Source organism: Massilia alkalitolerans DSM 17462 (assembly GCF_000427785.1).
GTDB lineage: Bacteria > Pseudomonadota > Gammaproteobacteria > Burkholderiales > Burkholderiaceae_D > Telluria > Telluria alkalitolerans.
Map to the genome: position 1 here is coordinate 1 of NZ_ATYR01000024.1, position 23,766 is coordinate 23,766.

Here is a 23,766-nt window from a genome sequence, read left to right on the forward strand (position 1 = left end):
ATTGCGCACCAGGCGGTGAACCTGCGTGCCGGCGTGCGGGTACGCAGCGGCGTTGCCGGCGCCATCCATGTGCAGAATGTGAACGCCTATCACCAGCGCTTCCGGCAATGGTTGAGCCGCTTCCGCGGAGTAGCTTCGCGCTACCTGCCGAACTACCTGGGCTGGCGTCGGGCGCTCGATGGTGGACGGATAACGACGGTAGAGCAATTGCTACGGATCGCGATCGGGGTCATCCATAGCTAACGGTGACAGCGCCTGAAAAAAGGGCCTGCACGCGGCAGGCCCTTTTAGCATTCGGTCAGCGCAGGCCGGTCAGAACTCTTCCCAGTCGCCCGCCGTGGCGGCCACGCTCGGTTCCTTGCGTGCCGGCTTCGCCGGCGCCGCGACCTGTTTCACGACTGCCTTCGCCGGTGCCCTGGGCGAAGCCGGACGCGGCAGGGGAGGCGCCGCGGCGGCAGGCACGGCGGCCTGCAGGTCGAGGTCGCGGGTTTCGATGCGGAACACGCTCACCGCCGAGGCCAGCATGCCGGCCTGCTCCTGCATCGAGGCCGATGCCGCCGCCGCCTCTTCAACCAGCGCGGCATTCTGCTGGGTCACCTGGTCCATCTGGGTGACCGCCTCGTTGATCTGCTCGATGCCGGCCGTCTGCTCGGCGCTGGCCGCCGTGATCTCGCCCATGATGTCGGTGACCCGGCGCACGCTCTCGACGATCTCCTGCATCGTCGAACCGGCTTCGCCCACCAGCTTGCTGCCGGCTTCCACGGCGTGGGTCGAGTCGCCGATCAGCGACTTGATTTCCTTGGCGGCGGCCGCCGAGCGCTGGGCCAGGTTGCGCACTTCCGACGCCACTACCGCGAAGCCGCGGCCCTGTTCGCCGGCCCGTGCCGCCTCAACGGCTGCGTTCAGCGCCAGGATATTGGTCTGGAAGGCGATACCGTCGATCACGCCGATGATGTCGACGATCTTGCCGGCGGACGCATTGATCTGCTCCATGGTGCCGACCACGTCGCCGATCACCTGGCCGCCGCGTTCGGCCACGCGCGATGCCGCCTCGGCCAGGGTATTGGCCTGGCGGGCATTGTCGGCATTTTGCTTGACGGTCGAGGTCAGCTCTTCCATCGACGACGCGGTTTCTTCAAGAGAACTGGCCTGCTGTTCGGTGCGCGCCGACAGGTCGAGGTTGCCGGCGGCGACTTCGGCGGCCGCGGTGCCGATGGTGTCGGTGCCGCTGCGCACCGCGCTCACGGTGCGCGCCAGGTTCTCGTTCATGGTCTTCAGGGCTTGCAGCAGCTGGCCGGCCTCGTCGCGGCGGTCGACTTCGATGCGGCTGGTCAGGTCGCCGGACGCCACCGTATTGGCCAGGTCGAGCGCACGGCCCAGCGGTACCGTGATCGAGCGGGTCAGGAACCAGGCGATGGCTACCGTCAGCGCCAGCACGACGCCGGTCAGGACGAACACCATCGTGCGCGTCGAGGCTTCGATGGCGCGCACTTCCGCGGAGGCCTGCTCCGCCAGCTCGTGCTGGATCGTCATCTGTTCGCCAATGGCGCCTTTCAGCGCGGCCAGGTAGGGCCGCAGCGTCGTATTCAGGTAGTCGCGCGCGCCGGCGTCGTCGCCGCCATTGGCACGCTGCAGGAATTCCGTCAGCCCCTTGTCATAATTGGCGTGGGCCGATTTCATGCGTTCGAGCACGGCCTGGGCGCGCGGCACGGTCGGCTGGCGTCCGAGCATGTCGAGTTCCTGTTGCAGGGATTTGCGTGAAGCGGCGATCAGTTCGTTCTGCCTGGCGCGGCCGGCCGGATCGGCGTCCAGCAGGATGTTGCGCAGTGAGACCGCGATGTCGTTGACACCGTCCAGCACGCCATTGGTGCTCTTGATGTTCGGGATGCGGGCGTCGGCGAGTTCGGTGGCGCCGGCGCCGATCCGGGACAGCATCTGCATGCCCATGACCTGGCTGAGGACGAGGAAGGCGAGAATGACGCCGAAGCCGAGCGCGAGGCGCTTGGCGATCTTGATGTCGGAGATGTTCATGTGTGTTCTTGTTTAATGATGCTTGGTGGTTCAGGCAGCCGCCGGCAGCGCGTCGGCCAGGCCCATGTCGGGTGCGGCCATCACGCGCTCGATGTCGAGCAGGATCAGGGTGCGCTCGCCCACCGTGCCCAGGCCCAGTAATTGATCGGTGTCGATGGCGCTGCCCATGTCCGGAGCAGGGCGCACTTGCTCCGGGGTGAGGGCGCTGACGTCCGAGACGCCGTCGACCACCATGCCGATCACGTGGCGCCCGATGTTCAGGACGATGACGACGGTGAAGGCGTCGTACTGCGCTGGCAGGCCGAAACGGATGCGCATGTCCACGATGGGCACGATCCTGCCGCGCAGGTTGATCACGCCTTTCAGGAAGGCCGGCGCGTTGGCGATCCGGGTAACCGCCTCATAGCCGCGGATCTCCTGTACCGCCAGGATGCTGATGCCATACTCTTCCTTGCCAAGCCGGAACGACAGTATTTCCAGGTCACCTGCGGCCGATGCTGATTTGTCCATTCGATCCCAATCTTTCTTTAATATGAACTTGGTTTCCGTATGGAAATATTTTACTATGATGTTAGTGAGTTTGCGTGATTTTTGGTGAGAATTCGACGATGCTCTCTAAAATATGCGGCACATACGCATCAAAAAATGATGAATTTGGTACTGTCGCTGAGGAGCCCCGCAGAGCCGGCTGCGCGCTCGGACAATCGCCTGCGGCGCTATACTGGCGCTTTCGTTCATTCATCAAGCACTATGCGATTTCGCCGATCCCTTCCTGCCGCCGGCCCGGTATCCCTGGCAGTCTCGATGCCGGAGACGCCATGAGCTTCGTGTTCCAACTGGTGCGCGAAGACGAAGGCCTGCCACCCATGGTCGTGTTCGAGGATTCCATCACGCCCGGCCTCGTGCCCGTATGGGAAGAGGCCGGCGTCTATGACGCGTTGTACAACAGCGACGGCAGACTCGCACGCGACGTATCGCGCGCCATTTCCTATGGCCTCGACCGCGTCACCGAAGACGCCTCGCTCGCCCAGTTGATGCCGCCCGGCGTCTCGCAGGGCGAGGCCATCCGCTTCCTCGAGAACGTCAACCGCGCCTGCATCACACACGGCGCCGCCTGGATCCAGACCCGTTGATTTGGTAGTCGAGTTACATCTTTTTGTCGTACTATGTGATGCTCAGCCGTAGTAAAGGTAGTTTTCCTACGGCGCATTACACGACAAGGAGACCCGATGCACTTCCACCGCTCATTTGCCACGGCCGCTGCCGTGGCAGCATCCTGCCTGCTGGCCCTGCCGGCCTGGGCCCAGAAACTGATCGCCAGCGCCGCCTCCCCGGGCAATGTCATCAGCGTGGAAGTGCAGGTCGACGGCATGGGCAAGCTGGCCTACGGCGTCAAGCGCAAGGGCAAGGAGCTCATCGCCCCTTCGCGCCTGGGCTTCAACCTGGCCAATGCACACAAGCTCGACGGCGGCTTCAGCCTGCGCAAGCAAGACGTGAGCGACCATGACAGCACCTGGGAGCAGCCCTGGGGCGAGCGCCGCTTCGTGCGCAACCATTACCGCGAGCTGCGCGTCGACCTGGAACAGAAGAACCGCGCCGGCCGCCAGCTGGCGGTGGTATTCCGCATCTACGACGACGGCGTCGGCTTCCGCTACGAATTCCCGGCCCAGCCGCAGCTGAAGGAAGCCGAAATCATCGACGAGCTGACCGAATTCACGGTGGCCCAGCCGGCCACCGCCTGGTGGATTCCGGCGGCCGAACTGCCGGGACTCGAAGAAGAGATCCGCAAGGCGCCGCTCAAGGAAATCGGCATCGCCAATACGCCGCTCACCGTGCGCCTGGATGACGGCACCCACATCGCCTTCCACGAAGCGGCGTTGGTCGACTACGCCACCATGTGGCTGCGCAAGGTCGACGGCCAGAAGCTGCGCGCCATGCTGGCGCCGTCGCCGAGCGGCCCGGCGGTGGTGCGCAAGGGCGCCTTCACCACGCCATGGCGCACCATGCAGATCGCGGACAACGCGGCCGGCCTGTACATGTCCGACCTGGTCCTGAACCTGAACGAACCGAACAAGCTCGGCGACGTGAGCTGGGTGAAGCCCTCGAAGTTCGTCGGCGTCTGGTGGCAGATGCACCTGCAGAGCGGCACCTGGAACGCGGGCCCGAAGCACGCGGCCACCACTGCCAACACGAAGAAGTACATCGACTTTGCGGCGCAGAACGGCTTCCGCGGCGTGCTGGTCGAGGGCTGGAACAAGGGCTGGGAAAGCGACTGGGGCCATGGCGGCGCCGACTTCAGCTTCACCCAGCCTTACCCGGATTTTGATCTGCCAGGCCTGGCCGCGTATGCCAAGTCGAAAGGCGTGCGCCTGATTGGCCACCACGAAACCGGCGCCAACATCGTCGCGTATGAGAAGCAGATGGATGCGGCGTACAAGCTGTATGCGAAGCTGGGCGTGGACAGCATCAAGTCGGGCTATGTGCACGAAGCCGGCAGCGCCCTGTTCACGGGCCGCGACGGCAAGCCGCGCTACGGCCACTACGATTCGCAGGAAGGCGTGAATCACTTCCTGAAGGCGGTGACCGAGGCGGCGAAGTACAAGCTGTCGATCGACACCCATGAACCGGTCAAGGACACCGGCCTGCGCCGCACCTACCCGAACTGGCTCACCCGCGAAGGCGCGCGCGGCGTCGAGTACAACGCCTGGGGCAATCCGCCGAACAGCGTGGACCACGAGGCCAAGCTGGTGTTCACCCGCATGCTGAGCGGCCCGATGGACTACACCCCGGGCGTGCTGAGCCTGGTGGGCGCGGACAACAAGGTCTTCAACTCGACCCAGGCCAAGCAGCTGGCGAACTTCGTCGTGATCTATTCGCCGATCCAGATGGCGGCCGACCTGCCGGAGAACTACGCCAAGTATCCGGCGGCCTTCAAGTTCATCAAGGACGTGCCGACCGACTGGGCCGACACCCGCGTGATCAACGGCGAAGTGGGCTCCTTCGCCACCATCGCTCGCAAGGACCGTGCGGGCGACAACTGGTACGTCGGCGCGGTGACCGATGGCGAAGCGCGTAGCTTGCCGCTGCCGCTCGATTTCCTGGACAAGGGCAAGCGTTATACCGCCGAGATCTACCGCGACGGCGACGCTGCCGACTACCGCAGCGAGCGCCGCTTCGACCTGGTGACGGAGACGAAGACCGTCACCGCGGCGGATACGCTGCAGCTGCGCCTTGCGCCGGGTGGCGGCCAGGCGATCCGCCTGACCCCACAGCCTTGATTTTCGTAGGGTGGGCGGGTTTTCCCGCCCACGCGTTCAAGCGGCTGCAAGATCATCCGGCCGGACCCTTCACCCGATAGCTATCGCCGCGTGGGCAGGAGACCTGCCCACCCTACAACTGCGATCGTCCGCTATTACGCCAGCAGCTTCTCGATGTCGCCGGCGATTTCGCTTGGGGCCGTCTGCGGCGCATAGCGTTTCACGACCTCGCCGTCGCGGCCGACCAGGAACTTGGTGAAGTTCCACTTGATGGCTTCGGTGCCCAGCACGCCCGGCTTCTCGCCCTTCAGGTGCTTGAACAGCGGGTGGGCGCCGTCGCCGTTGACGTCGACCTTGGCGAACATCGGGAAGCTCACGCCGTAGTTCTTCTCGCAGAAGGCGCCGATCTCGTCCTCCGTGCCCGGCTCCTGCTTGCCGAACTGGTTGCAGGGGAAGCCCATCACCACCAGCCCCCGCTCGCCGTACTGGCGGTGCAGCTCTTCCAGCCCCTTGTACTGCGGCGTGAAGCCGCAGGCGCTGGCGGTGTTGACGACCAGGAGCACCTTGCCGTGGTAATCGCTCAAGTCCATCGGCTTGCCGTCGAGCGTGGCGGCGCTGAAATCGAATACGTTCATGTCTGAGCCCTCGTCTGGAAAACCAGAAGTGTATGTCATGGCGGCGCAACACGTATGCATGCCCCAATCGCTCAAGTCGGTGCTTGTTATCTTTTGTTACAAACGATAAGAAGGTGGCATGCGACAATCGCGCTCGCCTATATTGCAGAGCCGCTTCCATGCCTACCAATTCACACTTCGCCAGCCACTCCCGTCATCCGCGCCGTTCGCTGATCGCGCATCTCGTCGCAGGCACGCTGCTCGCCCCGTTCGCGGTGAGCGCACAGCAGGCCCCGGCCGTGCAGGAGCAGGCGAAGCAGCAGGCGCCGGTACAGGCCCAGCCGGCCCAGGCAACTGCTGCGCCGCCGGCGCAGACGCCGGTCGAGTCCACCGTGACCGTCAGCGCGACCCGCAGCCAGAACCGCATCGACCGCCAGAGCTATGACGTCAAGGCCGATCCGGCCACCTCGGTCGACACTGTGGCCGACACCCTGAACAAGGTGCCTTCGGTCGCCGTCGACGGTGACGGCAACGTGACGCTGCGCGGCCGCAGCGTGCAGATCCTAGTGGACGGCAAGCCCTCGGCGATGATGCAGGGCGAGAACCGCGCGGCCGCGATCAATGCGTTGCCGGCGGGCGATCTGGACTCGGTGGAGGTCATCAACAACCCGGGCGCGCAGTTCGGCAACGAAGGCGGGGGCGGACCGATCATCAACCTGGTGATGCGGCGCGAGCGCAGTCCCGGCGGTTTCGCAACCGTGAGTGCGAACATCGGCACCGAAGGCCGCTACCGGACTAACGTCTTCGGCAACTACACGCAAGGCCGCTATAGCGTGCAGGGCAACCTGGCCCGCAGCAAGGGTAAGAACGAGAACAGCGGCGAGCTCCAGCGCGAGCGCATCGACCCCGTCACCGGCGCCATCGCGCGCAGCACTTCGTTCTCGAATGGCGTGAACGAAGACGAGAACACCAGCGCTAACGGTGGCCTGACCTACAACTGGGGCGACAAGGACGTCGTCGGCCTCACCGCGAACTATTCGCAAGTCGACAGGACAGGCGAATCGAACAATCGCTACAGCAACAGCAACGCCGCCGGCGTCGTCGACTCCGAATATGTGCAGAGCAGCCTGCGCACCAGCAAGCAGCGTAATTACGGCCTGGGCGCTCGCCTCGACCACAAGGGCGACGCCCCGGGTGAAAAATTCCAGATGGACCTGCGCCTGTCGGGCACCGACGCCGACCGCGGGGCGCGCAACAACTACATCTACACCGTGCGTCCGGCGCGGGTCGGCACTCCCGTCATCCATGAGACCGGCGTGACCGAAACCCGCATCGCCGACTTCACCGGCGACTACGAGCTGCCCGGCGAGAACGGCGTGCTGAAGGTCGGCTACAAGGTGGCGCGCAACGAGAACGTGTTCGACAACGTGTTCTTCGATCTCGATCCGGTCACCGGCGCCGAGCGTGTGAGCACGTCCCGCACCAACCGCTTCGAGCTGAACGACACGACCTACGCGCTGTACGGCACTTACCAGTGGCGCGTCAACGAGGACTGGGGTGTGCTGGGCGGCCTGCGCACCGAGTACGCGGAGCTCGACATGAACCAGGTCACCACCGGCATGCGCGCGACCAATCATTATTTCGATGCGATCCCGAGCGCCTTCGTGACCTATGGCCTGTCGGACGACACCACGCTGCGCCTGAGTTATGCGCGCCGCATCCGTCGTCCCGGCGCTGGCGACCTGAACCCGTTCGTGGTGTACCGCGACGAGCAGAATGTCTCGTCTGGTAATCCGGACCTCCAGCCGACCAATAGCGATTCGCTGGAGCTGGGCGTCGAAACCAAGCTGGGCAAGGTGGATACCACCGTGCGCCTGTACGCGCGCCGCGACGCCGACCTGATTTCCGAACGCCGCTTCGTGCTGGCCAACGATGTGCTCCTGACTACCCGGGAAAACGCTGGCAGCGCCCGTTCCGGCGGGCTGGAATTCAGCTTCAGCGGGCGCGCCACTCCCCAGCTGACACTCAGGCTCAACGGCAACGTCGGCTATTCGGAACAGACCGTGCTGGGCAGCGTTAGGGATGACAAGCGCAGCGCTACCTCGCTCACCTTGCGCGGGCACATGACCTACCAGCTGGACCCGAGCAACAACTTCATGCTGATGCTGACCGGGCAGGGCAAGACCCTGTTCGGCGAAGGCTACCGCGAGCCGAGCTACTGGGCCATGTTCAACTACAGCCGCAAGCTGACGCCTGCGCTGACCCTGAACCTCAACATCAACGACTTGTTCGATTCGCAGAAGTCGGAGATGATCACCGAAACTGACCGCCTGCGCGAATACAGGGTCAACCGCAACAACGGACGCACCGCTTTCATCGGCCTGAGCTACCGCTTCGGCGGCTTCAGCGGCCCTGGCGGGCAGCGCCGCCAGATGATGTTCGGCGGTCCGGGCGGCGGCCGCGGTCCTGGCGGCCCCGGCCCCGGCTGATCAAGGCCTTTAGAGAAGCGCTTCAAACAGGGATGCGGCGGGGCGGCCGGACGTGTATGCTGTCCGGCCGAACCACCGCATCCTTGCCATGTCCCGCACCACCATTACCCTCGGCGGCGAAGCCCTCGACCGCGCCCGCATCGAATCCTCCCTCGCTTCCGGCAGCCTCCTCGTGTTCGAGGACTGCGACTTATCAAGCCTCGACCTGTCGCGCCTCGACCTGCAAGACTGCGTGTTCCGCTCCTGCCAACTGGCGGAAACCTCGTTCTACGCGGCCAAGCTGGCGCGCACGCGCTGGCAACGCTGCCGTGGCGGGCACGCCGATTTCGAGTCCGCCGAGCTGGTCGACGCGCTCTTCGCATCCTCCGACCTGAACAACAGTAGCTGGCGCCGCGCGCGCCTGGCGTCCGCCTCCTTCCGCAGCTGCAAGCTGACCGGCGCGCAGTTCGAGGAAACCAGCCACCTGGCGCTCAGCTTCGAAGACACGCTGCTGGTCGGCGCCGACCTGCGCCGCATGTCCTTCCGCAAGGCGAAACTGGTGGGGCTGGATCTCGCGGATGCAGACCTAGCGGGCTGCGACTTCCGCGAAGCGGTGTTCGAAGGCGGCAGCCTGCGCGACGCCCACATCAGGGACACGCGCTTCGAGGGCGCGGACCTGCGCGAAGCCGATATCGGCGGCTTGAAGCTGGCGAATGCGAAGCAGTTCGCGGGTGCGACTATCTCGGCGCGCCAGGCGGCCGAGATGGTGCGGGAGATGGGGCTGAACGTGGCCTGAACGGGGCCGGCGCTACGTGAAGTCCGGCCTGAAGGTCTTGGCCGGCGCGGTGCAGGGCGTCGAAGATCGGATTCGGCGTCAGAAGGTTTCCCATTCCTCCTCGCGCACGGCGGCCTTGCGTGGCGCCGGGTGGGCCGCCCTCAGGGCAGGCGCCGCCAGGCGCGTTGCCGGCCTGGCCTGCGCGGCAGGCGCAGCCACCGATGGCGCCCGCGCATCGAGCTTGAACACCGACACCAGCCCGGCCAGCTTGCCGGCCTGGTCCTGCAGCGATTCGGCCGCCGCCGCCGCTTCTTCCACCAGCGATGCGTTCTGCTGGGTCACCTGGTCCATCTGGCTGACCGCCATGTTGATCTGCTCGATGCCCGAGGTCTGCTCCACGCTGGCCGACGAGATCTCGCCCATGATGTCGGTGACGCGGCGCACGCTGTCGACGATCTCGCCCATCGTGGCGCCGGCCTGGTCGACCAGGCGCGCGCCGGCGTCGACCTTGCCCACTGAATCGTCGATCAGGAGCTTGATCTCCTTGGCCGCCGCGGCCGAGCGCTGGGCCAGGGTACGCACTTCCGAGGCCACCACCGCGAAGCCGCGGCCCTGTTCGCCAGCGCGCGCCGCTTCCACGGCGGCGTTCAGCGCCAGGATGTTGGTCTGGAAAGCGATGCCGTCGATCACGCCGATGATGTCGACGATCTTCTTCGACGACTCGTTGATCGAGGCCATGGTGTCGACCACCTGCGACACCACCATGCCGCCGCGTTCGGCCACTTCCGAGGCCGAGCTCGCCAGGCCGTTGGCCTGGCGCGCATTGTCGGCATTCTGCTTGACGGTCGAGGTCAGTTCTTCCATCGAGGAGGCGGTTTCTTCCAGCGAGCTGGCCTGTTCCTCGGTGCGGGCGGACAGGTCGAGGTTACCGCTGGCGATCTGGCGCGATGCCGAGGCGATCGCGTCGGTGCCGGTGCGCACCTCGCCGACGATCTGCGACAGGCTCTCGCGCATGCGCTTCATGGCGAACAGCAGGCTGGTCTTGTCGCCCGGGCGCAGCGCCACGTCGACGCTGAGATCGCCCTCGGCGATGCGGCCGGCGATGTCGCTGGCATAGTCGGGCTCGCCGCCCAGCTGGCGCATCAGGCTGCGGGTGATCAGGATGCCGATGCCGATGCCGGCAATGGCGCTGGCCAGCACCAGCACCAGCATCATGCTGCGGCTCGTGGTGTAGGTGGTGATGGCCTCGTCTGCGACGAGGCGGGCATTTTCTTCCTTGATCTCGATCAGCGCCGCCAGGCGCTTGTCGACTTCGTCGGAGCGCGGAACCACCACATCGCGCAGGTAGTCCAGCACCGCCTGCCTGTCGCCTGACTCTGCGTCCAGCACCATCTTCATCGCCTGCCGGGAAGCGGCTTCGTAATCGCGCAGGCCTTGGTCCACCGCGGCGAAGCTGCGCTTGCCGCGCTCCGAGAAGTACAGGGGACGCGCCCGGTCGAGGCTCGCGTTGAGCTCCTTCGCCAGGAACTCGATGCTGTCCAGGGCCGCCTTCTGCTCTTGCGCGCCGGACGCCAGGATCAGGTTGCGCAGCGAGCGCCCGATATCGATCAGGTGGATGTTGGCTTCCTTGGTATGGACGATGCCGAGCAGTTCGCGGGTGTAGAGGCGATCGGTATCCGCGTTCATGCGGGACATGCTGAAAATGCCGATGGCCGCGACGGCGGCGCCAAGGAGCGTAATGGTCAGGAAACCGGCCAGCAGCCGGGTGCCGACCTTCAAGTGCTTAAACATGGTAAATCCTCTGAAGAGTAAGGGTCAGGCCGCGCGCGGCGCGATCAGGCCGAGCTCGGGAGAAGCCAGCAGGCGCTCGATGTCGAGCAGGATCAGCATGCGTCCGTCCACCGTGCCGAGTCCGAGCAGGCAGCCGGCTTCGAAGTTGCCGCCCGTTTCCGGGGCGGGGCGGATGTCGCCGGGGCCGATGCGGACCACGTCGGACACGCTGTCGACCACCATGCCGAAGGTGCTGCCGGCCAGGCCGAGAATGATGACGGCCGTGGCGTGGCCCAGGCTGCCTTCGTCGATCCCGAAATGCGGACGCAGGTCGACGATCGGGACGATCGTGCCGCGCAGGTTGATGACGCCCTGGATGAAGCCGGGAGCGCCGGCGATGCGGGTCAGGGCGTCATGGCCGCGGATTTCCTGCACCGTCAGGATGTCGACGCCATATTCTTCCTGCCCGAGGCGAAAGGCCAGGACCTCGAGCGTGCTCGTATCGTTGCTCATGCTTGCTGTGATAAATGGTTGATGGCGGAACGAATGCCGCCTTGGACAACACCTTATCAGGGCAGATGAATAGTTCCAAGGGGAAACATTATTGCTGTAAGTTATTGATTTTATGAGGATTCGTGCTTGTGCAGCACAAATGTCCGGCGCGCCCTGCTCAGGTGGCGGGGACGTCGGTTTGTACAGTACAAAGCTGGCCGTTGGCGGCAGAGGGCGCGGGGCAGCCTGTTTCTTCCTTACAACAACATGCCCGTGCGAGCGTAGCTGTCAGCCGGGAAGTGCGACCGGACGCGAGACGTTCGCACGCCATCCCGACAAAGCCGTTTCGATATCGCGAAAAGATGGGATGTAGTCGATCCCGGCCAGGACCGGCAACTGGCCAGCGCCGCCGCCTCCGATCCACAGGACCGTCCTGGCCGGCAGGCTGGCGCGCAGGGCGGCCAGCCTGCGTTTCAGGTCGCGGCGCGGCGCGGCCATGTCGATCGACACCGCGACCAGCTCCGCTCCCGACTCCGCAACCGCCGCGGCGATTTCGTGCAGGGGAGTGTCTGCGCCGAGCTGCAGGCACTCCAGGCCGAGCGTGGTGAGGACCGTCTCCACCATCGTGATTTCCAGGACATGCGGATCGCCCGGCAGGGCCGCAAGCACGGCGCGGGGACGTGCCTCGGCGGCAGTGCGCACGGTGGACAGGCCACGGTGCAGGACCGAAGCCGCCACTTGCTCGTACAGGTGAGCGAAACGCAGCGCCAGCTCGCCATGGCGGACAGCCTCGGCCACCGTGTGCGACAGCGGCGCCAGCAGGTCGATGACGAAGTCGCGCATGCCGCTGCTCATCAGGTGGAACAGCAGGTGCGCGTGCAGCTCGGACAGGCGATAGGCGCGCAGCAGGTCGATGGCTTCCTGGTGCGCGGGGCTGGCCGGAGGACGCACGGGAATGGAAGGCGTGGCGCCAGCAGGAGCGAAGATGTGGCTTGGGCGGACGCCCTGCAGCATCAGGCAGCGCGCCTCCTTCAGGCGTTCCACCTGGGCCGGCGGGTAACTGCGCTTTCCATGCGCGTCACGCAGGGGGTGGGGAAAGCCGTAGCGGCGCTCCCACATGCGCAGGGTGCCCTGCCGGATGCCGGTGAGGCGTTCCACTTCGGCAATGGTCAAGAGCTCGCTGGCGAAAGGAGTAGGATCCTGGATCGTCACGCTCGCGAGTATATCCGATCGTGCTCAGACGATCCCGAGGTGGTCCATCCCGGTCGAGAAATCGCGGTTCTTCGCGTGCTTGCTGTTGAGCTTGATGTTCAGGCGCAGGTCGTTCACCGAATCGGCATTGCGCAGCGCATCTTCGTAGCTGATCTTGTCCGCCTCGTACAGGTCGAACAGGGCCTGGTCGAAGGTCTGCATGCCCAGCTCTCGCGACTTCTTCATGATTTCCTTGATCTCGTGGACATCGCCCTTGAAGATCAGGTCGGAGATGAGCGGGGAGTTCAGCAGGATCTCCATCGCCACCACGCGGCCCTTGGCTTCCTTCTTCGGGATCAGGCGCTGCGACACCAGGCCCTTCAGGTTGAGCGACAGGTCCATCAAGAGCTGCTGGCGGCGCTCTTCCGGGAAGAAGTTGATGATGCGGTCGAGCGCCTGGTTGGCGCTGTTGGCGTGCAGGGTGGCCAGGCACAGGTGGCCGGTCTCGGCAAACGCGATCGCGTGCTCCATGGTTTCGCGGTCGCGGATCTCGCCAATCTGGATCACGTCCGGCGCCTGGCGCAGCGAATTCTTCAGCGCCGCCTCGAAGCTGTCGGTGTCGACGCCCACTTCGCGCTGGGTGATCACGCAGTTGCGGTGCGGGTGGACGAATTCGACCGGGTCTTCGATGGTGATGATGTGGCCGTAGCTGTTCTCGTTGCGGTAGCCGACCATGGCCGCCAGCGTGGTCGATTTGCCCGAGCCGGTGGCGCCGACCATGATGACCAGGCCGCGCTTGGTCATGATCACGTCCTTCAGGGTTTCCGGCAGCTCGAGATCCTCGAATTTCGGGATGGTGGTGGTGATCACGCGCAGCACCATGCCGACGCAGCCCATCTGCATGAAGGCCGAGACGCGGAAGCGTCCCAGGTCGCCCGGGCTGATCGCGAAGTTGGCTTCCTTGGTCAGCTCGAAGCCGGCGGCCTGCTTGTCGTTCATGATGGCGCGCGCCAGGTCGGCGGTATGGGTGCCGTTCAGTGCCTGGTTCGAGACCGGCGTCATCTTGCCGTCGATCTTGATCGCCGGCGGGAAGCCGGCCGTGATGAACAGGTCCGAACCGCCCTTGCTGGTCATCAGGCGCAGCAGGTCGAACATGAACTTGGATGCCTGGTCGCGTTCCATTGCCGCTCCTTAGCCCGGGAAGTTTTCGGGAATTTTCGCAGCGGCGCGGGCAGCGGCGCTGGAGATCACGTTGCGGCGCACCAGGTCGGTCAGGTTCTGGTCGAGCGTCTGCATGCCGACGCTGCTGCCGGTCTGGATGCTGGAATACATCTGCGCGATCTTGGCTTCGCGGATCAGGTTGCGGATCGCCGGGGTGCCGATCATGATCTCGTGCGCGGCCACGCGGCCCGAGCCGTCCTTGGTCTTGAGCAGGGTCTGCGAGATCACGGCCTGGAGCGACTCCGACAGCATCGCACGCACCATCTCCTTTTCTTCGGCCGGGAACACGTCGACGATACGGTCGATGGTCTTGGCCGCCGAGGAGGTGTGCAGGGTGCCGAACACCAGGTGGCCGGTCTCCGCCGCCGACAGGGCCAGGCGGATGGTTTCCAGGTCGCGCAGTTCGCCTACCAGGATGCAGTCCGGGTCTTCGCGCAGCGCCGAGCGCAGCGCGTTGTTGAAGGACAGGGTGTGCGGACCGACTTCGCGCTGGTTGATCAGGCACTTCTTGGAGTCGTGCACGAATTCGATCGGGTCCTCGATGGTGAGGATGTGGCCGTATTCGTTCTCGTTGAGGTGGTTGACCATCGCCGCCAGCGTGGTCGACTTGCCGGAACCGGTGGGGCCGGTCACCAGCACCAGGCCGCGCGGCTTCAATGCCAGCTCGCTGAAGATCTTCGGCGCGTTCAGCTCTTCCAGCGACAGGATCTTGGACGGAATGGTACGCAGCACCGCGGACGCGCCGCGTTCCTGGTTGAAGGCGTTGACGCGGAAGCGGGCCAGGCCGGGAATCGCGAACGAGAAGTCGCACTCCAGCACCTCCTCGTACTGCTTGCGCTGGCCGTCGTTCATGATGTCATAGATCATGCCGTGCACGTCCTTGTGCTCCAGCGGCGGCAGGTTGATGCGGCGCACGTCGCCGTGCACCCGGATCATCGGCGGCAGGCCGGCCGAGAGGTGCAGGTCGGAGGCCTTGTTCTTGACCGAGAATGCGAGGAGTTCCGAAATGTCCATTGTCTTATAATCCAGAGCGTGTATGGAGCCAGGCGAAGTCCTCGTCTCGACTCGAAAATATTTCCTATAGAAAATCATTATGTCCATAATCGCCGGGAACTTGCAAGCTGTCGAAGCGACAATCCAGGCCGCCTGTAGCTCTGCCGGAAGGAGCAGGAACGAAGTCCAGTTACTGGCCGTTTCCAAGACCTTCCCTGCGGAAGCCGTGGTCGAAGCGATGGCCGTGGGCCAGCGCGCCTTCGGCGAAAACTACTTGCAGGAAGCGCTCGACAAGATGCAGGAAGTGGCGCGCCTGCAACCGGATGCCCCGGTCAGCTGGCATTTCATCGGTCCGATCCAGAGCAACAAGACGCGGCCGATCGCCGCCCATTTCAACTGGGTGCACACGGTCGATCGCCTGAAGATCGCCCAGCGCCTGTCCGAACAGCGTCCGCCGGAGCAGGGCCCGCTCGACATCTGCCTGCAGGTGAACATCAGCGGGGAAGCCAGCAAGAGCGGCGCCGGCGAAGCGGAACTGCCGGAGCTGGCGCGCCAGGTGGCCGCCTTGCCGAACCTGCGCCTGCGCGGGCTGATGGCGATTCCCGAAGCGAGCAATGACCCGTCGCAGCAGCGCGCCGCGTTTGCCCGCCTGCGCGGCCTGTTCGAGCATCTGCGCACCGACGGCCTGGCGCTCGACACCTTGTCGATGGGCATGTCGGGCGACCTGCAAGCGGCCATCGCGGAAGGCGCGACCATCGTCCGCATCGGCAGCGCCATTTTCGGCGCCCGCCATTACGAGCAATAAAAAAGGAACAGCATGAAGATTGCATTCATCGGCGGCGGCAACATGGCCACGGCCCTGATCGCCGGCCTGGCCGGACAACTCACCGGCGCCGGCAGCCTGCACGTGGTGGACCCGAATACCGAGGCGCGCGAGCGCCTGGCCAGCCAGTACGGCGTGAGCACGGCGGCAAGCATCGACGTGCAGGTAGGGGGCGCCGACGTGGTCGTGCTGGCCGTGAAGCCGCAGCAGATGCGCGACGTCGCGGCCAGCCTCAAGCCGCTGCTCGGCGCCCAACCCCTGCTGCTGTCGATCGCGGCGGGCATCCGCATTGCCGACCTGTCGCGCTGGCTGGGCGGCTACACCCGCATCGTGCGCTCGATGCCGAACACCCCGGCGCTGATCGCCATGGGCATCACCGGCATGGTGGCCGCCAGCGAAGTCGACGAGGCCCAGCGCTCGGCGGCCGACAAGGTGATGCGCGCGGTCGGCCAGACCGTGTGGCTGAAGGACGAGAGCCTGATCGATCCGGTGACGGCGGTGTCGGGCAGCGGCCCGGCCTATGTCTTCTACTTCCTCGAAGCGATGCAGCAGGCAGCGCTGGAGATGGGACTGGACGCGGAGCAGGGCAGGCAACTGGCGCTGGCCACCTTTACCGGAGCGGCGCAGCTGGCGGCGCAGTCGGGTGATCCGGTCGAGGTGCTGCGCCAGCGCGTGACCTCGAAGGGCGGCACGACGCATGCGGCGATTAGCAGCATGGAAGCGGCGGGGGNGAAGGACGCGATCGTCGCCGCGATGAAGGCGGCGGCGGATCGCGGACGCGAGCTCGGGGACGAGCTGGGCAAGGATTCGTAGGGTGGGCGGGTCTTCCCGCCCACGCGGTGATCGCTACCGGCTCCGCTTTCGTACCGAATGATCTTGCTGCTAACTATCACCGCGTGGGGTGTTCTGGTCCAGTGGACCAGAACACGAGCCGCCCACCCTACGGGTCAGTGGACTTCGAAGCCTCGCCAGCGCAGCACAGGCAGCAGCTTCTGCGCGAACTTGTAGGCCGAAACGACCGCCGTCACCGTGCCCACCGCCCATTTCGGCTTGGTGAGGAACAGTCCCGCAGCCACGCCGGCCACGATCAGCGCCGTCTTCTGGTGCCTGGCCGCGTAGGCCGGGATCAAGCCCAGCGTCTGCGGCGAGGACAGCATGGCCACTTCCTGCGCCACCTGGACGCGCTGGTCGGCGCACCTGGCCACCAGCGCCTCGCGGCGCTCCGCCAGCTGCTGGGATTTAGACGCCATGGAAGTCATCTCCCTTCAGGGCCGCCGCATCCTTGCGCAGTTCCGCCAGGGTGGCCGGCAGCATCGGCGGACGCGCGGCCAGGCCGGCGCGCAGCCTCATGACAGCGAACAGGGTGCCCAGGATGAACAGCACGGCCATGCCACCAACCGCGGCCAGGCGGTGGGTGTCCCAGAACAGCACCAGCACGAACAGGATGACCAGGCCCAGCGCGAACAGCCCCAGCACCGCGGCCGCAACGGCCCAGGCGAGGTAGCCGAACAGGCGCTGGGCGCCTTCCTGCAGCTCGATGGCGGCCAGCTCGAGGCGCGTGCGCGCCAGGTCGAGCACATCGGCCCCGATCCTTCTCACCGCCGCCGTGATACTCATCTTAGCGGCGGGCGATCAGCATGCCGATCACGACGCCGACGGCGGCGCCCAGGCCCACGGACTTCCATGGGTTCTCGTGCACGTATTCGTCGGTGACGCGCGCCGCTTCCTTGGTCTTCTCGACCACGGTGTGCTGGTATTCGCCTAGGCTTTCCTTGGCGGTCGACAGGGTCTGCTCGAACTTGGCCTTGGCGGCCTTCAGCTCGTCGCCGGTCAGTTGCCCGCCGTTGCGCAGCCAGGCCTCGGCGTCCTGAATCACGGTCTTCAGGTCCGACATCAGTTGGTCGCGGGTGCCGGTTTGGGTAGGGATTTTTTCCATCATGGTAGGCCTCGTCAGTGAAGGGTTGAATGCTTTTTGTGCAATATTACCTGAATGCATAGTCTAGCGCGACACCAATGAACAGTGCGGCGCCAAGCCAGTTGTTGTGACGAAAAGCCTTGAAGCAGGCCATGCGTTCGCGATCGCGGATCAGGGTGTAGTGGTAGAGCGCCATGCCGGCCGCGACCACGATGCCGCCCACGAACCACCAGCGCAGGCCCAGGTACCAGCCGCACACCAGGTTGATGGCCAGCGCCGCCCCGTAGCACAGCATGATGGCGGCCACGTCGAAGCGCCCGAAGGTGATGGCCGAGGTGCGCATGCCGATCTTGAGGTCGTCGTCGCGGTCGACCATGGCGTATTCGGTATCGTAGGCGACGGCCCAGAACACGTTCGCCACCAGCAGCCACCACGCCACCGCCGGCACCGTGTCCTGCACGGCGGCCCAGGCCATCGGGATGCCGAAGCCGAAGGCGATGCCCAGGTAGGCCTGCGGGATCGCGAAGAAGCGCTTGAAGTAGGGGTAGGTGCCGGCCACGATCAGGGCCAGCACCGACAGCTGCTTGGTCAGCGTGTTAAGCGGCAGGATCAGCAGGAAGGAGATCAGCGACAGCACCGCCGCCACCATCACCGCTTCCCATGCGCGGATCTTGCCGCTGGTGAGCGGGCGGTCGACGGTGCGCTTGACGTGCCTGTCGAAGTCGCGGTCGGCATAGTCGTTGATGGCGCAGCCGGCCGAACGCATCAGGGCGGTGCCGAGCACGAAGATCGCCAGCACCGTCATGTCCGGCACTCCGTCGGACGCCATCCACAAGGCCCACAGGGTCGGCCACAGCAGCAGGAGGATGCCGATCGGCTTGTCGGCACGGATCAGGCGGAAGTAGAGCGCCAGCTTGTTCATGATGTTGCGTCTTGTCGAGCAAGAACTGTTGAGCAGAAGACAGGGATTCTAAAGCCTTTTGGCGAAAGCAGCGGTTGAGCGCGTCCGATTCGGGAAGTTGCCATTTTGTTGTCATTGAACCGACATTTTTGTTTGTTTTAATGCATCAGCTGCACCTTTCGACCCATCACACATCGGAGAAGCACAGCATGACTGACAAGGACTTTTCGCCAGCAGTAAGCTCGCTGGCACGGCGCAATCTGCTCAAGGGCCTGGCCGGCACCACCGCGTTGCCCTTCATCGGCGCCTTTGCCGCACTGCAGGCGCAGCAGGCCATGGCCGCCAATGGCGTCACCACCCTGGTCGACAGCCCCTACGGCCCGATCGCCCCGGTCAATGACCTGGCGACCGGCCTGCCGCTGCTGCAGCTGCCGGCCGGCTTCACCTACAAGAGCTTTGGCTGGCGCGGCGACCGGATGAGCGACGGGAAGACCTGCCCGGGCGGCCATGACGGCATGGGCGTGGTCCTGTCGCGCAAGCTGGGCCGCAGCACGGAGCTGGTACTGGTGCGTAACCACGAAATCGGCGGCGCCGCCCCAGGCAACTTCCTGGATGCGGTCGGCGTCTACGATAGCGGCACCGTGAGCAGCGGCACGAGCAACCGCTTCGGGGGCGGCACCACCAACCTGCTGTTCCGCGACGGGAACTGGGTCAGCATGACGCCCAGCCTGGGCGGCACCCAGACCAACTGCGCGGGCGGCATCACTCCCTGGGGCACCTGGCTCAGCTGCGAGGAAGTCGGTTCGGACAATGTCAGCGCCTCCGGCAAGAAACACGGCTACGTGTTCGAAGTGCATGCGGACCCGGCGCTCACCACCGGCCAGCCGATCAAGGGCATGGGCCGCTTCGCGCACGAAGCCGCCGCCGTCGACCCGGTCACCGGCATGGTCTATCAGACCGAAGATTCCTCGGGCAAGTCGGGCTTCTACCGCTACGTCCCGGACATCCGGAGCGGCGCCTACGGCTCGCTGGCCCTGGGCGGCGTACTGCAGATGGCCAAGGTCAAGGGCGTCAATAACGTCAACCTGGCCACCATGCCGGTCGACGCCACCGTGGAACTGGAGTGGGTGAACATCGCCGACCCGGACGCCAACCGCGGCGACGCCACCGGGCCGAGCGGCGTGCGCATCACGAATGCCGCCGGTCCTTTCGTGCAGGGCTGGGTGCAGGGCGCCGCGCGCATGAATCGCGGCGAGGGCATCTGGTACGCGCAGGGCAAGGTCTACGTGATGGGCACCGCGGGCGGCGCCGTGTCGCGCGGCACCATCTGGGAACTCGACCTGGCCTCGCAGGTGCTCAAGTGCATCTACTCGAGCCCGAGCGCCCTGGTGGGCAACATGGGCGACAACCTGACCGTCAGCCCGCGCAACGCCATCCTGATCTGCGAGGATGCCTCGACCGCCGCCACCGATACCTTCGGTTTCGGCCAGCGCCTGATGGGCCTGACCGGCGCGGGCGACGCCTATATCTTCGCCAAGAACAACATCAACCTGAGCGAAGCCCAGCTGACGGGCGCGGGCAAGCTGGCCTCGCTCGCGGGCGACCGGCGCGGCAACGAATTCGCCGGCGCCTGCTTCGACCCGACCGGCCGCTACCTGTTCGTCAACATCCAGACCCCGGGCGTCACGTTCGCGATTACCGGTCCGTGGGCCCTGGGCCCTTTGTGAGCGCATTCCAGACCAATCGGAGAACCCAGATGAAACTGACCAAACTGTATGCATTCGCCGGCGCCCTGCTGCTGTCCGGCGCCGCCAACGCCGCCCTCCTGACCGGCAGCGCCGGCGCCAATCCTGTCGAGGATTTCAGCGGGGCGGGCAGCGTGGCCTTCAACCTCGACCTGCGGGACTTCAGCAGCAGCACGCTGAACTTCGTGCTGGAAGCGGATGACCTGCAGGGCCCGCTCAGCTTCGATGCCCTTGTACGCAACCTGGCCGGGGCCGACCTTGGCCGCTTCACTTTCAGCCTGCAGGGCATTCGCTTCGCCGGCGCCGGCAGCGTCACGCCGGCCTTCGGCAGCATCAAGGCGATCGAAGCGGGCGCCACCACGGCCGTGATCGACTTCGCCACGCCGGAGTACGCCGAGTTCCAGTTCGGCGACGTGTTCGGCGCTGCCGGCCAGGACTGGCTGCTCGACACCGCCGGCCTGCAGGCCGGCGACCGCTTCAGCATCACTGCCACCGTGCCGGAACCATCGACTGCCGCGCTGGTGCTGCCGATGCTATGCATGGGTCTGATGGCTGCCGCGCGCCGCCGCAAGAAGGGCTGAGCACGCGCCAGGAGTGCAGGGAAGGGCTTGCCGGTACAATCACCCCGGTTACCGACAAGCCTTCCATTCATCATGCACATCTGGGTCGATGCCGACGCCTGCCCGGGCGTCATCAAGGACATCCTCTTTCGCGTGGCCGAGCGCCTGCAGCTGGACGTCACGCTGGTGGCCAACCAACTGATTCGGGTGCCCGGCTCGCGCTTCATCCGCGCCCTGCAGGTGCCAAGCGGCCCGGACGTGGCCGACGCCGAGATCGTCGCGCGCGTGAACGCGGGCGACATCGTCGTCACCGGCGACATCCCGCTGGCGGCGCAGGTGCTGGAGAAGGGTGGGTTGCCGCTCAATCCACGCGGCGAGTGGTACACCAAGGACACGATCGCCCAGCAACTGACGATGCGCGCCTTCATGGAAGAGCTGCGCGGCAGCGGCGTCGATACCGGCGGGCCGGCGGCGTTCAGCCAGGCCGACAGCCGCAATTTCGCGAACGCGCTGGACCGGCAGCTGGCCCGCTCACACACCCGTAGGGTGGGCGGCTCGACTCCTACGACATGATCATCCGCGCTATTGTTGCCGCCCACGCGTTCAGCTCCCTCTTGAGCAGGCGCGCCGGCTATTCGTATTGTGCTTGAACGCGTGGGCGGCTTCACCATGCTGGCTGATCCAGCCGTCAGGTGTAGCCGCCCACCCTACAAAAGCGATAGCGCTCCGGTCAGGCGGCCGCTTCCAGCGCCACCATGTCCACGCCGGGCAGTTTGCACTCTCCCACCGCCGCGGCCACCGCGTCGATCGCCGCGCGGCGGGTAAAACTCTTGCGCCACAGGATGACGACCCGGCGCGAGGGCGCCGGATGAGAGAAGGGCACGTAGGTCAGCAGGCCGTTGGGGTCGTGCATGTCGGCCACCGAGGCGCGCGGCAGCACGGTTAGCCCGATGCCGCTCGCCACCATGTGGCGGATGGTCTCCAGCGAGGAGCCTTCGAAGGTGCGCTGCATGCCGTTGCCCGGCGACGAATAGCGCGCCATCTCCGGACACACTTCCAGCACCTGGTCGCGGAAGCAGTGGCCCGCGCCCAGCAGCAGCATGGTTTCCAGCTTCAGGTCGTCGGCCGGGATTTCCTTGCGCTTGGCCCAGGGATGCGAGCGCGGCATCGCCACCACGAAGGGCTCGTCGTACAGGGTCTGCATCGACATGCCATGCTCGGGCAGGGGCAGGGCCACGATGGCGGCATCGAGCTCGCCCTGGCGCAGCAGTTCGAGCAGCTTGTGGGTGTAGTTCTCCTGCAGCACCAGCGGCATTTGCGGCACGGTGTCGATCAGGCGTTTCACCAGCGGCGGCAGCAGATAGGGGCCGATGGTGTAGATCACGCCCAGGCGCAGCGGCCCGGCCAGCGGGTCCTTGTTTTGTTTCGCCAGTTCCTTGATGGCGGCGGTCTGCTCCAGCACGCGTTCGGCCTGGGCCACGATCTGGGCGCCCAGCGGCGTGACGGAGACTTCGGAACCGCCGCGCTCGAACAGCGTCACTCCGAGCTCGTCCTCGAGCTTCTTGATGGCGACGGAGAGGGTGGGCTGGGCGACGAAGCAGGCTTCGGCGGCATGGCCGAAGTGCCTGGCGCGCGCGACGGCGACGATGTATTTCAGCTCGGTCAGTGTCATAGGTTTTTTCCACGATGTCACGGCTGGTATGCCGTTTATCCTGACACAATGTTGGCATTTAGTCAGCCAGGATTTCATCACCCCCTCATCATAGTCGATATAATTGCCGGGCAGGATTTCCGCCTGCGTTTACGCGAGGTACCCATGTCGTCCACCTTCGGTCCGGCGGAAGCCCAGGCCTACATCCACAAGCTGCTGACGGTAATGCATCACCAGGGCGGCTCCGACCTGTTCATCTCCAGCGATTTCCCGCCCAGCATGAAGCACCAGGGCGCGATGAAGCCCCTGAGCCAGCAGCGCCTGTCCGGCGAGGTCACGCGCGCGCTGGCCCTGTCCCTGATGAACGAGCGCCAGCGTCTAGAATTCGAAGCCGAGATGGAGTGCAACTTCGCGATCTCGCTCCCCGGCGTGTGCCGCTTCCGCGTCAACGTCTTCGTGCAGCAGCAGAGCGTGGGCATGGTGGTGCGCACGATCGCCTCCGAGATCCCGAACTTCGAGAAGCTCGACCTGCCGGAAGTGCTGAAGGACGTCGTGATGACCAAGCGCGGCCTGGTGCTGGTGGTCGGCGGCACCGGTTCCGGCAAGTCCACCACGCTGGCGGCGATGATCGACTACCGCAACAGCAACTCGGCCGGCCACATCATCACCGTGGAAGACCCGGTGGAGTACGTCCACAAGAACAAGAACTGCCTGGTCACGCACCGCGAGGTGGGCGTGGATACCCACTCCTGGCACAACGCCCTGAAGAACACGCTGCGCCAGGCGCCGGACGTGATCCTGATCGGCGAGATCCGCGACACCGAGACCATGGAGCACGCGATCGCCTTCGCCGAGACCGGCCACCTGTGCCTGGGCACCCTGCACGCGAACAACGCCAACCAGACCCTGGACCGCATCATCAACTTCTTCCCGGAAGAGCGCCGCAACCAGCTCCTGATGGACCTGTCGTCCAATTTGCGCGCGGTGGTGTCGCAACGCCTGATCCGCACGGAGGACGGCAAGGGCCGCAAGGCGGCCATCGAGATCCTGCTGAACACTCCGACCATCGGCGAGATGATCCTGAAAGGGAACTTCCAGAACATCAAGGAGATCATGCACAAGTCGCGCGAACTCGGCATGTGCACCTTCGACCAGGCCTTGTACGAGCTCTATAACAAGGGCTACATCGGCTACGATGAAGCGATCCGCAACGCCGACTCGGCCAACGGCCTGCGCCTGCAGATCAAGCTCTCGGGCGAGCGCAAGGGGCCGGATGGTGCCGGCGCCAGGCCCACCGAGCTGTCGATGGCGATCGAGGAAGAACCGCAAGACGACGCACCCACTACCACCTGATTTTTA

General features: G+C 65.4%; 23 protein-coding genes and 1 pseudogene. 11 read left to right on the forward strand and 13 right to left on the reverse strand.

Features of this window, described 5'->3' with window-relative positions; all coding sequences use genetic code 11:
• A pseudogene (locus YWC_RS33390) lies at window positions 1-243 on the forward strand (IS1595 family transposase); the annotation flags it as partial.
• 69 nt (window positions 244-312) lie between these two features.
• Here the strand turns inward: YWC_RS33390 and YWC_RS0119865 are convergent.
• Window positions 313-2,031: a methyl-accepting chemotaxis protein gene (locus YWC_RS0119865; RefSeq protein ID WP_027866963.1), complete on the reverse strand. Its 1,719-nt coding sequence runs from the start codon at window positions 2,029-2,031 to the stop codon at window positions 313-315.
• Between the two features lie 30 nt (window positions 2,032-2,061).
• On the reverse strand, window positions 2,062-2,541 hold the full coding sequence (locus YWC_RS0119870) for a chemotaxis protein CheW (RefSeq protein WP_027866964.1): 480 nt from the start codon (window positions 2,539-2,541) through the stop codon (window positions 2,062-2,064).
• Window positions 2,542-2,849: 308 nt separating this feature from the next.
• Between YWC_RS0119870 and YWC_RS0119875 the strand changes: the two genes are divergently transcribed.
• Together YWC_RS0119875 and YWC_RS0119880 are read left to right on the forward strand one after the other, a co-directional pair.
• Window positions 2,850-3,164 carry a hypothetical protein gene (locus tag YWC_RS0119875; protein WP_027866965.1) on the forward strand — a complete coding sequence of 105 codons (315 nt, stop codon included), beginning with the start codon at window positions 2,850-2,852 and terminating at the stop codon, window positions 3,162-3,164.
• Between the two features lie 96 nt (window positions 3,165-3,260).
• Window positions 3,261-5,309: a glycoside hydrolase family 97 protein gene (locus YWC_RS0119880; protein ID WP_036215138.1), complete on the forward strand. Its 2,049-nt coding sequence runs from the start codon at window positions 3,261-3,263 to the stop codon at window positions 5,307-5,309.
• Window positions 5,310-5,443: 134 nt separating this feature from the next.
• Here the strand turns inward: YWC_RS0119880 and YWC_RS0119885 are convergent, their stop codons facing one another.
• Complete coding sequence (locus YWC_RS0119885; protein WP_027866967.1) at window positions 5,444-5,923, reverse strand: glutathione peroxidase; 480 nt, start codon at window positions 5,921-5,923, stop codon at window positions 5,444-5,446.
• Window positions 5,924-6,081: 158 nt separating this feature from the next.
• On the opposite strand from YWC_RS0119885, the gene YWC_RS0119890 reads away from it, so the two are divergent.
• Window positions 6,082-8,391 carry a TonB-dependent receptor domain-containing protein gene (locus tag YWC_RS0119890; RefSeq protein WP_084416498.1) on the forward strand — a complete coding sequence of 770 codons (2,310 nt, stop codon included), beginning with the start codon at window positions 6,082-6,084 and terminating at the stop codon, window positions 8,389-8,391.
• 88 nt (window positions 8,392-8,479) lie between these two features.
• Complete coding sequence (locus tag YWC_RS0119895; RefSeq protein WP_051306596.1) at window positions 8,480-9,166, forward strand: pentapeptide repeat-containing protein; 687 nt, start codon at window positions 8,480-8,482, stop codon at window positions 9,164-9,166.
• Between the two features lie 78 nt (window positions 9,167-9,244).
• Here YWC_RS0119895 and YWC_RS34125 read toward each other — a convergent pair whose 3' ends face one another.
• From YWC_RS34125 to YWC_RS0119920, 5 genes are all read right to left on the reverse strand, one after another.
• On the reverse strand, window positions 9,245-10,936 hold the full coding sequence (locus YWC_RS34125; protein ID WP_036215141.1) for a methyl-accepting chemotaxis protein: 1,692 nt from the start codon (window positions 10,934-10,936) through the stop codon (window positions 9,245-9,247).
• Between the two features lie 24 nt (window positions 10,937-10,960).
• Complete coding sequence (locus tag YWC_RS0119905) at window positions 10,961-11,428, reverse strand: chemotaxis protein CheW (RefSeq protein WP_051306597.1); 468 nt, start codon at window positions 11,426-11,428, stop codon at window positions 10,961-10,963.
• Window positions 11,429-11,695: 267 nt separating this feature from the next.
• A complete protein-coding gene (locus tag YWC_RS0119910; RefSeq protein WP_084416499.1) occupies window positions 11,696-12,619 on the reverse strand; it encodes a MerR family transcriptional regulator in 924 nt (307 codons plus the stop codon).
• Window positions 12,620-12,643: 24 nt separating this feature from the next.
• Complete coding sequence (locus YWC_RS0119915; protein WP_027866973.1) at window positions 12,644-13,780, reverse strand: PilT/PilU family type 4a pilus ATPase; 1,137 nt, start codon at window positions 13,778-13,780, stop codon at window positions 12,644-12,646.
• Between the two features lie 9 nt (window positions 13,781-13,789).
• Entirely contained in the window at window positions 13,790-14,833 is a 1,044-nt protein-coding gene (locus YWC_RS0119920) for a type IV pilus twitching motility protein PilT (protein ID WP_027866974.1), read from the reverse strand.
• Between the two features lie 79 nt (window positions 14,834-14,912).
• On the opposite strand from YWC_RS0119920, the gene YWC_RS0119925 reads away from it, so the two are divergent.
• Window positions 14,913-15,617, forward strand: a complete 705-nt coding sequence (locus tag YWC_RS0119925; RefSeq protein ID WP_027866975.1) for a YggS family pyridoxal phosphate-dependent enzyme — start codon at window positions 14,913-14,915, stop codon at window positions 15,615-15,617.
• Between the two features lie 12 nt (window positions 15,618-15,629).
• Window positions 15,630-16,448 carry a pyrroline-5-carboxylate reductase gene (gene proC / locus YWC_RS0119930; protein WP_027866976.1) on the forward strand — a complete coding sequence of 273 codons (819 nt, stop codon included), beginning with the start codon at window positions 15,630-15,632 and terminating at the stop codon, window positions 16,446-16,448.
• 134 nt (window positions 16,449-16,582) lie between these two features.
• On the opposite strand, the gene YWC_RS0119935 is transcribed toward proC, so the two are convergent.
• Genes YWC_RS0119935 through ubiA form a run of 4 tightly spaced genes read right to left on the reverse strand, consistent with a single transcriptional unit; the run spans window position 16,583 to window position 18,472 of the window.
• Window positions 16,583-16,885 carry a hypothetical protein gene (locus YWC_RS0119935; RefSeq protein WP_027866977.1) on the reverse strand — a complete coding sequence of 101 codons (303 nt, stop codon included), beginning with the start codon at window positions 16,883-16,885 and terminating at the stop codon, window positions 16,583-16,585.
• Window positions 16,875-17,252 (reverse strand): phage holin family protein, encoded by a 378-nt coding sequence (locus YWC_RS0119940; protein ID WP_027866978.1) that lies wholly within the window; start codon window positions 17,250-17,252, stop codon window positions 16,875-16,877. The genes YWC_RS0119935 and YWC_RS0119940 overlap by 11 nt, the downstream gene beginning before the upstream one ends.
• A 1-nt stretch (window position 17,253) precedes the next feature.
• Window positions 17,254-17,574: an ElaB/YgaM/YqjD family protein gene (locus YWC_RS0119945; RefSeq protein ID WP_027866979.1), complete on the reverse strand. Its 321-nt coding sequence runs from the start codon at window positions 17,572-17,574 to the stop codon at window positions 17,254-17,256.
• 43 nt (window positions 17,575-17,617) lie between these two features.
• On the reverse strand, window positions 17,618-18,472 hold the full coding sequence (gene ubiA / locus YWC_RS0119950; protein WP_027866980.1) for a 4-hydroxybenzoate octaprenyltransferase: 855 nt from the start codon (window positions 18,470-18,472) through the stop codon (window positions 17,618-17,620).
• A 188-nt stretch (window positions 18,473-18,660) separates the two neighbouring features.
• On the opposite strand from ubiA, the gene YWC_RS0119955 reads away from it, so the two are divergent.
• The 3 genes from YWC_RS0119955 (at window position 18,661) to YWC_RS0119965 (ending at window position 21,329) form a co-directional block, all read left to right on the forward strand.
• A complete protein-coding gene (locus YWC_RS0119955) occupies window positions 18,661-20,178 on the forward strand; it encodes a PhoX family protein (RefSeq protein WP_051306607.1) in 1,518 nt (505 codons plus the stop codon).
• Between the two features lie 29 nt (window positions 20,179-20,207).
• A complete protein-coding gene (locus YWC_RS0119960) occupies window positions 20,208-20,777 on the forward strand; it encodes a PEP-CTERM sorting domain-containing protein (RefSeq protein ID WP_027866982.1) in 570 nt (189 codons plus the stop codon).
• 72 nt (window positions 20,778-20,849) lie between these two features.
• Entirely contained in the window at window positions 20,850-21,329 is a 480-nt protein-coding gene (locus YWC_RS0119965; RefSeq protein WP_027866983.1) for a YaiI/YqxD family protein, read from the forward strand.
• A gap of 157 nt (window positions 21,330-21,486) precedes the next feature.
• On the opposite strand, the gene YWC_RS0119970 is transcribed toward YWC_RS0119965, so the two are convergent.
• Window positions 21,487-22,428 carry a hydrogen peroxide-inducible genes activator gene (locus YWC_RS0119970; RefSeq protein WP_027866984.1) on the reverse strand — a complete coding sequence of 314 codons (942 nt, stop codon included), beginning with the start codon at window positions 22,426-22,428 and terminating at the stop codon, window positions 21,487-21,489.
• Window positions 22,429-22,572: 144 nt separating this feature from the next.
• Here YWC_RS0119970 and YWC_RS0119975 point away from each other — a divergent pair, with 144 nt between their 5' ends.
• Complete coding sequence (locus YWC_RS0119975) at window positions 22,573-23,760, forward strand: PilT/PilU family type 4a pilus ATPase (protein ID WP_027866985.1); 1,188 nt, start codon at window positions 22,573-22,575, stop codon at window positions 23,758-23,760.
• The last annotated feature ends 6 nt before the right edge of the window (window positions 23,761-23,766 follow it).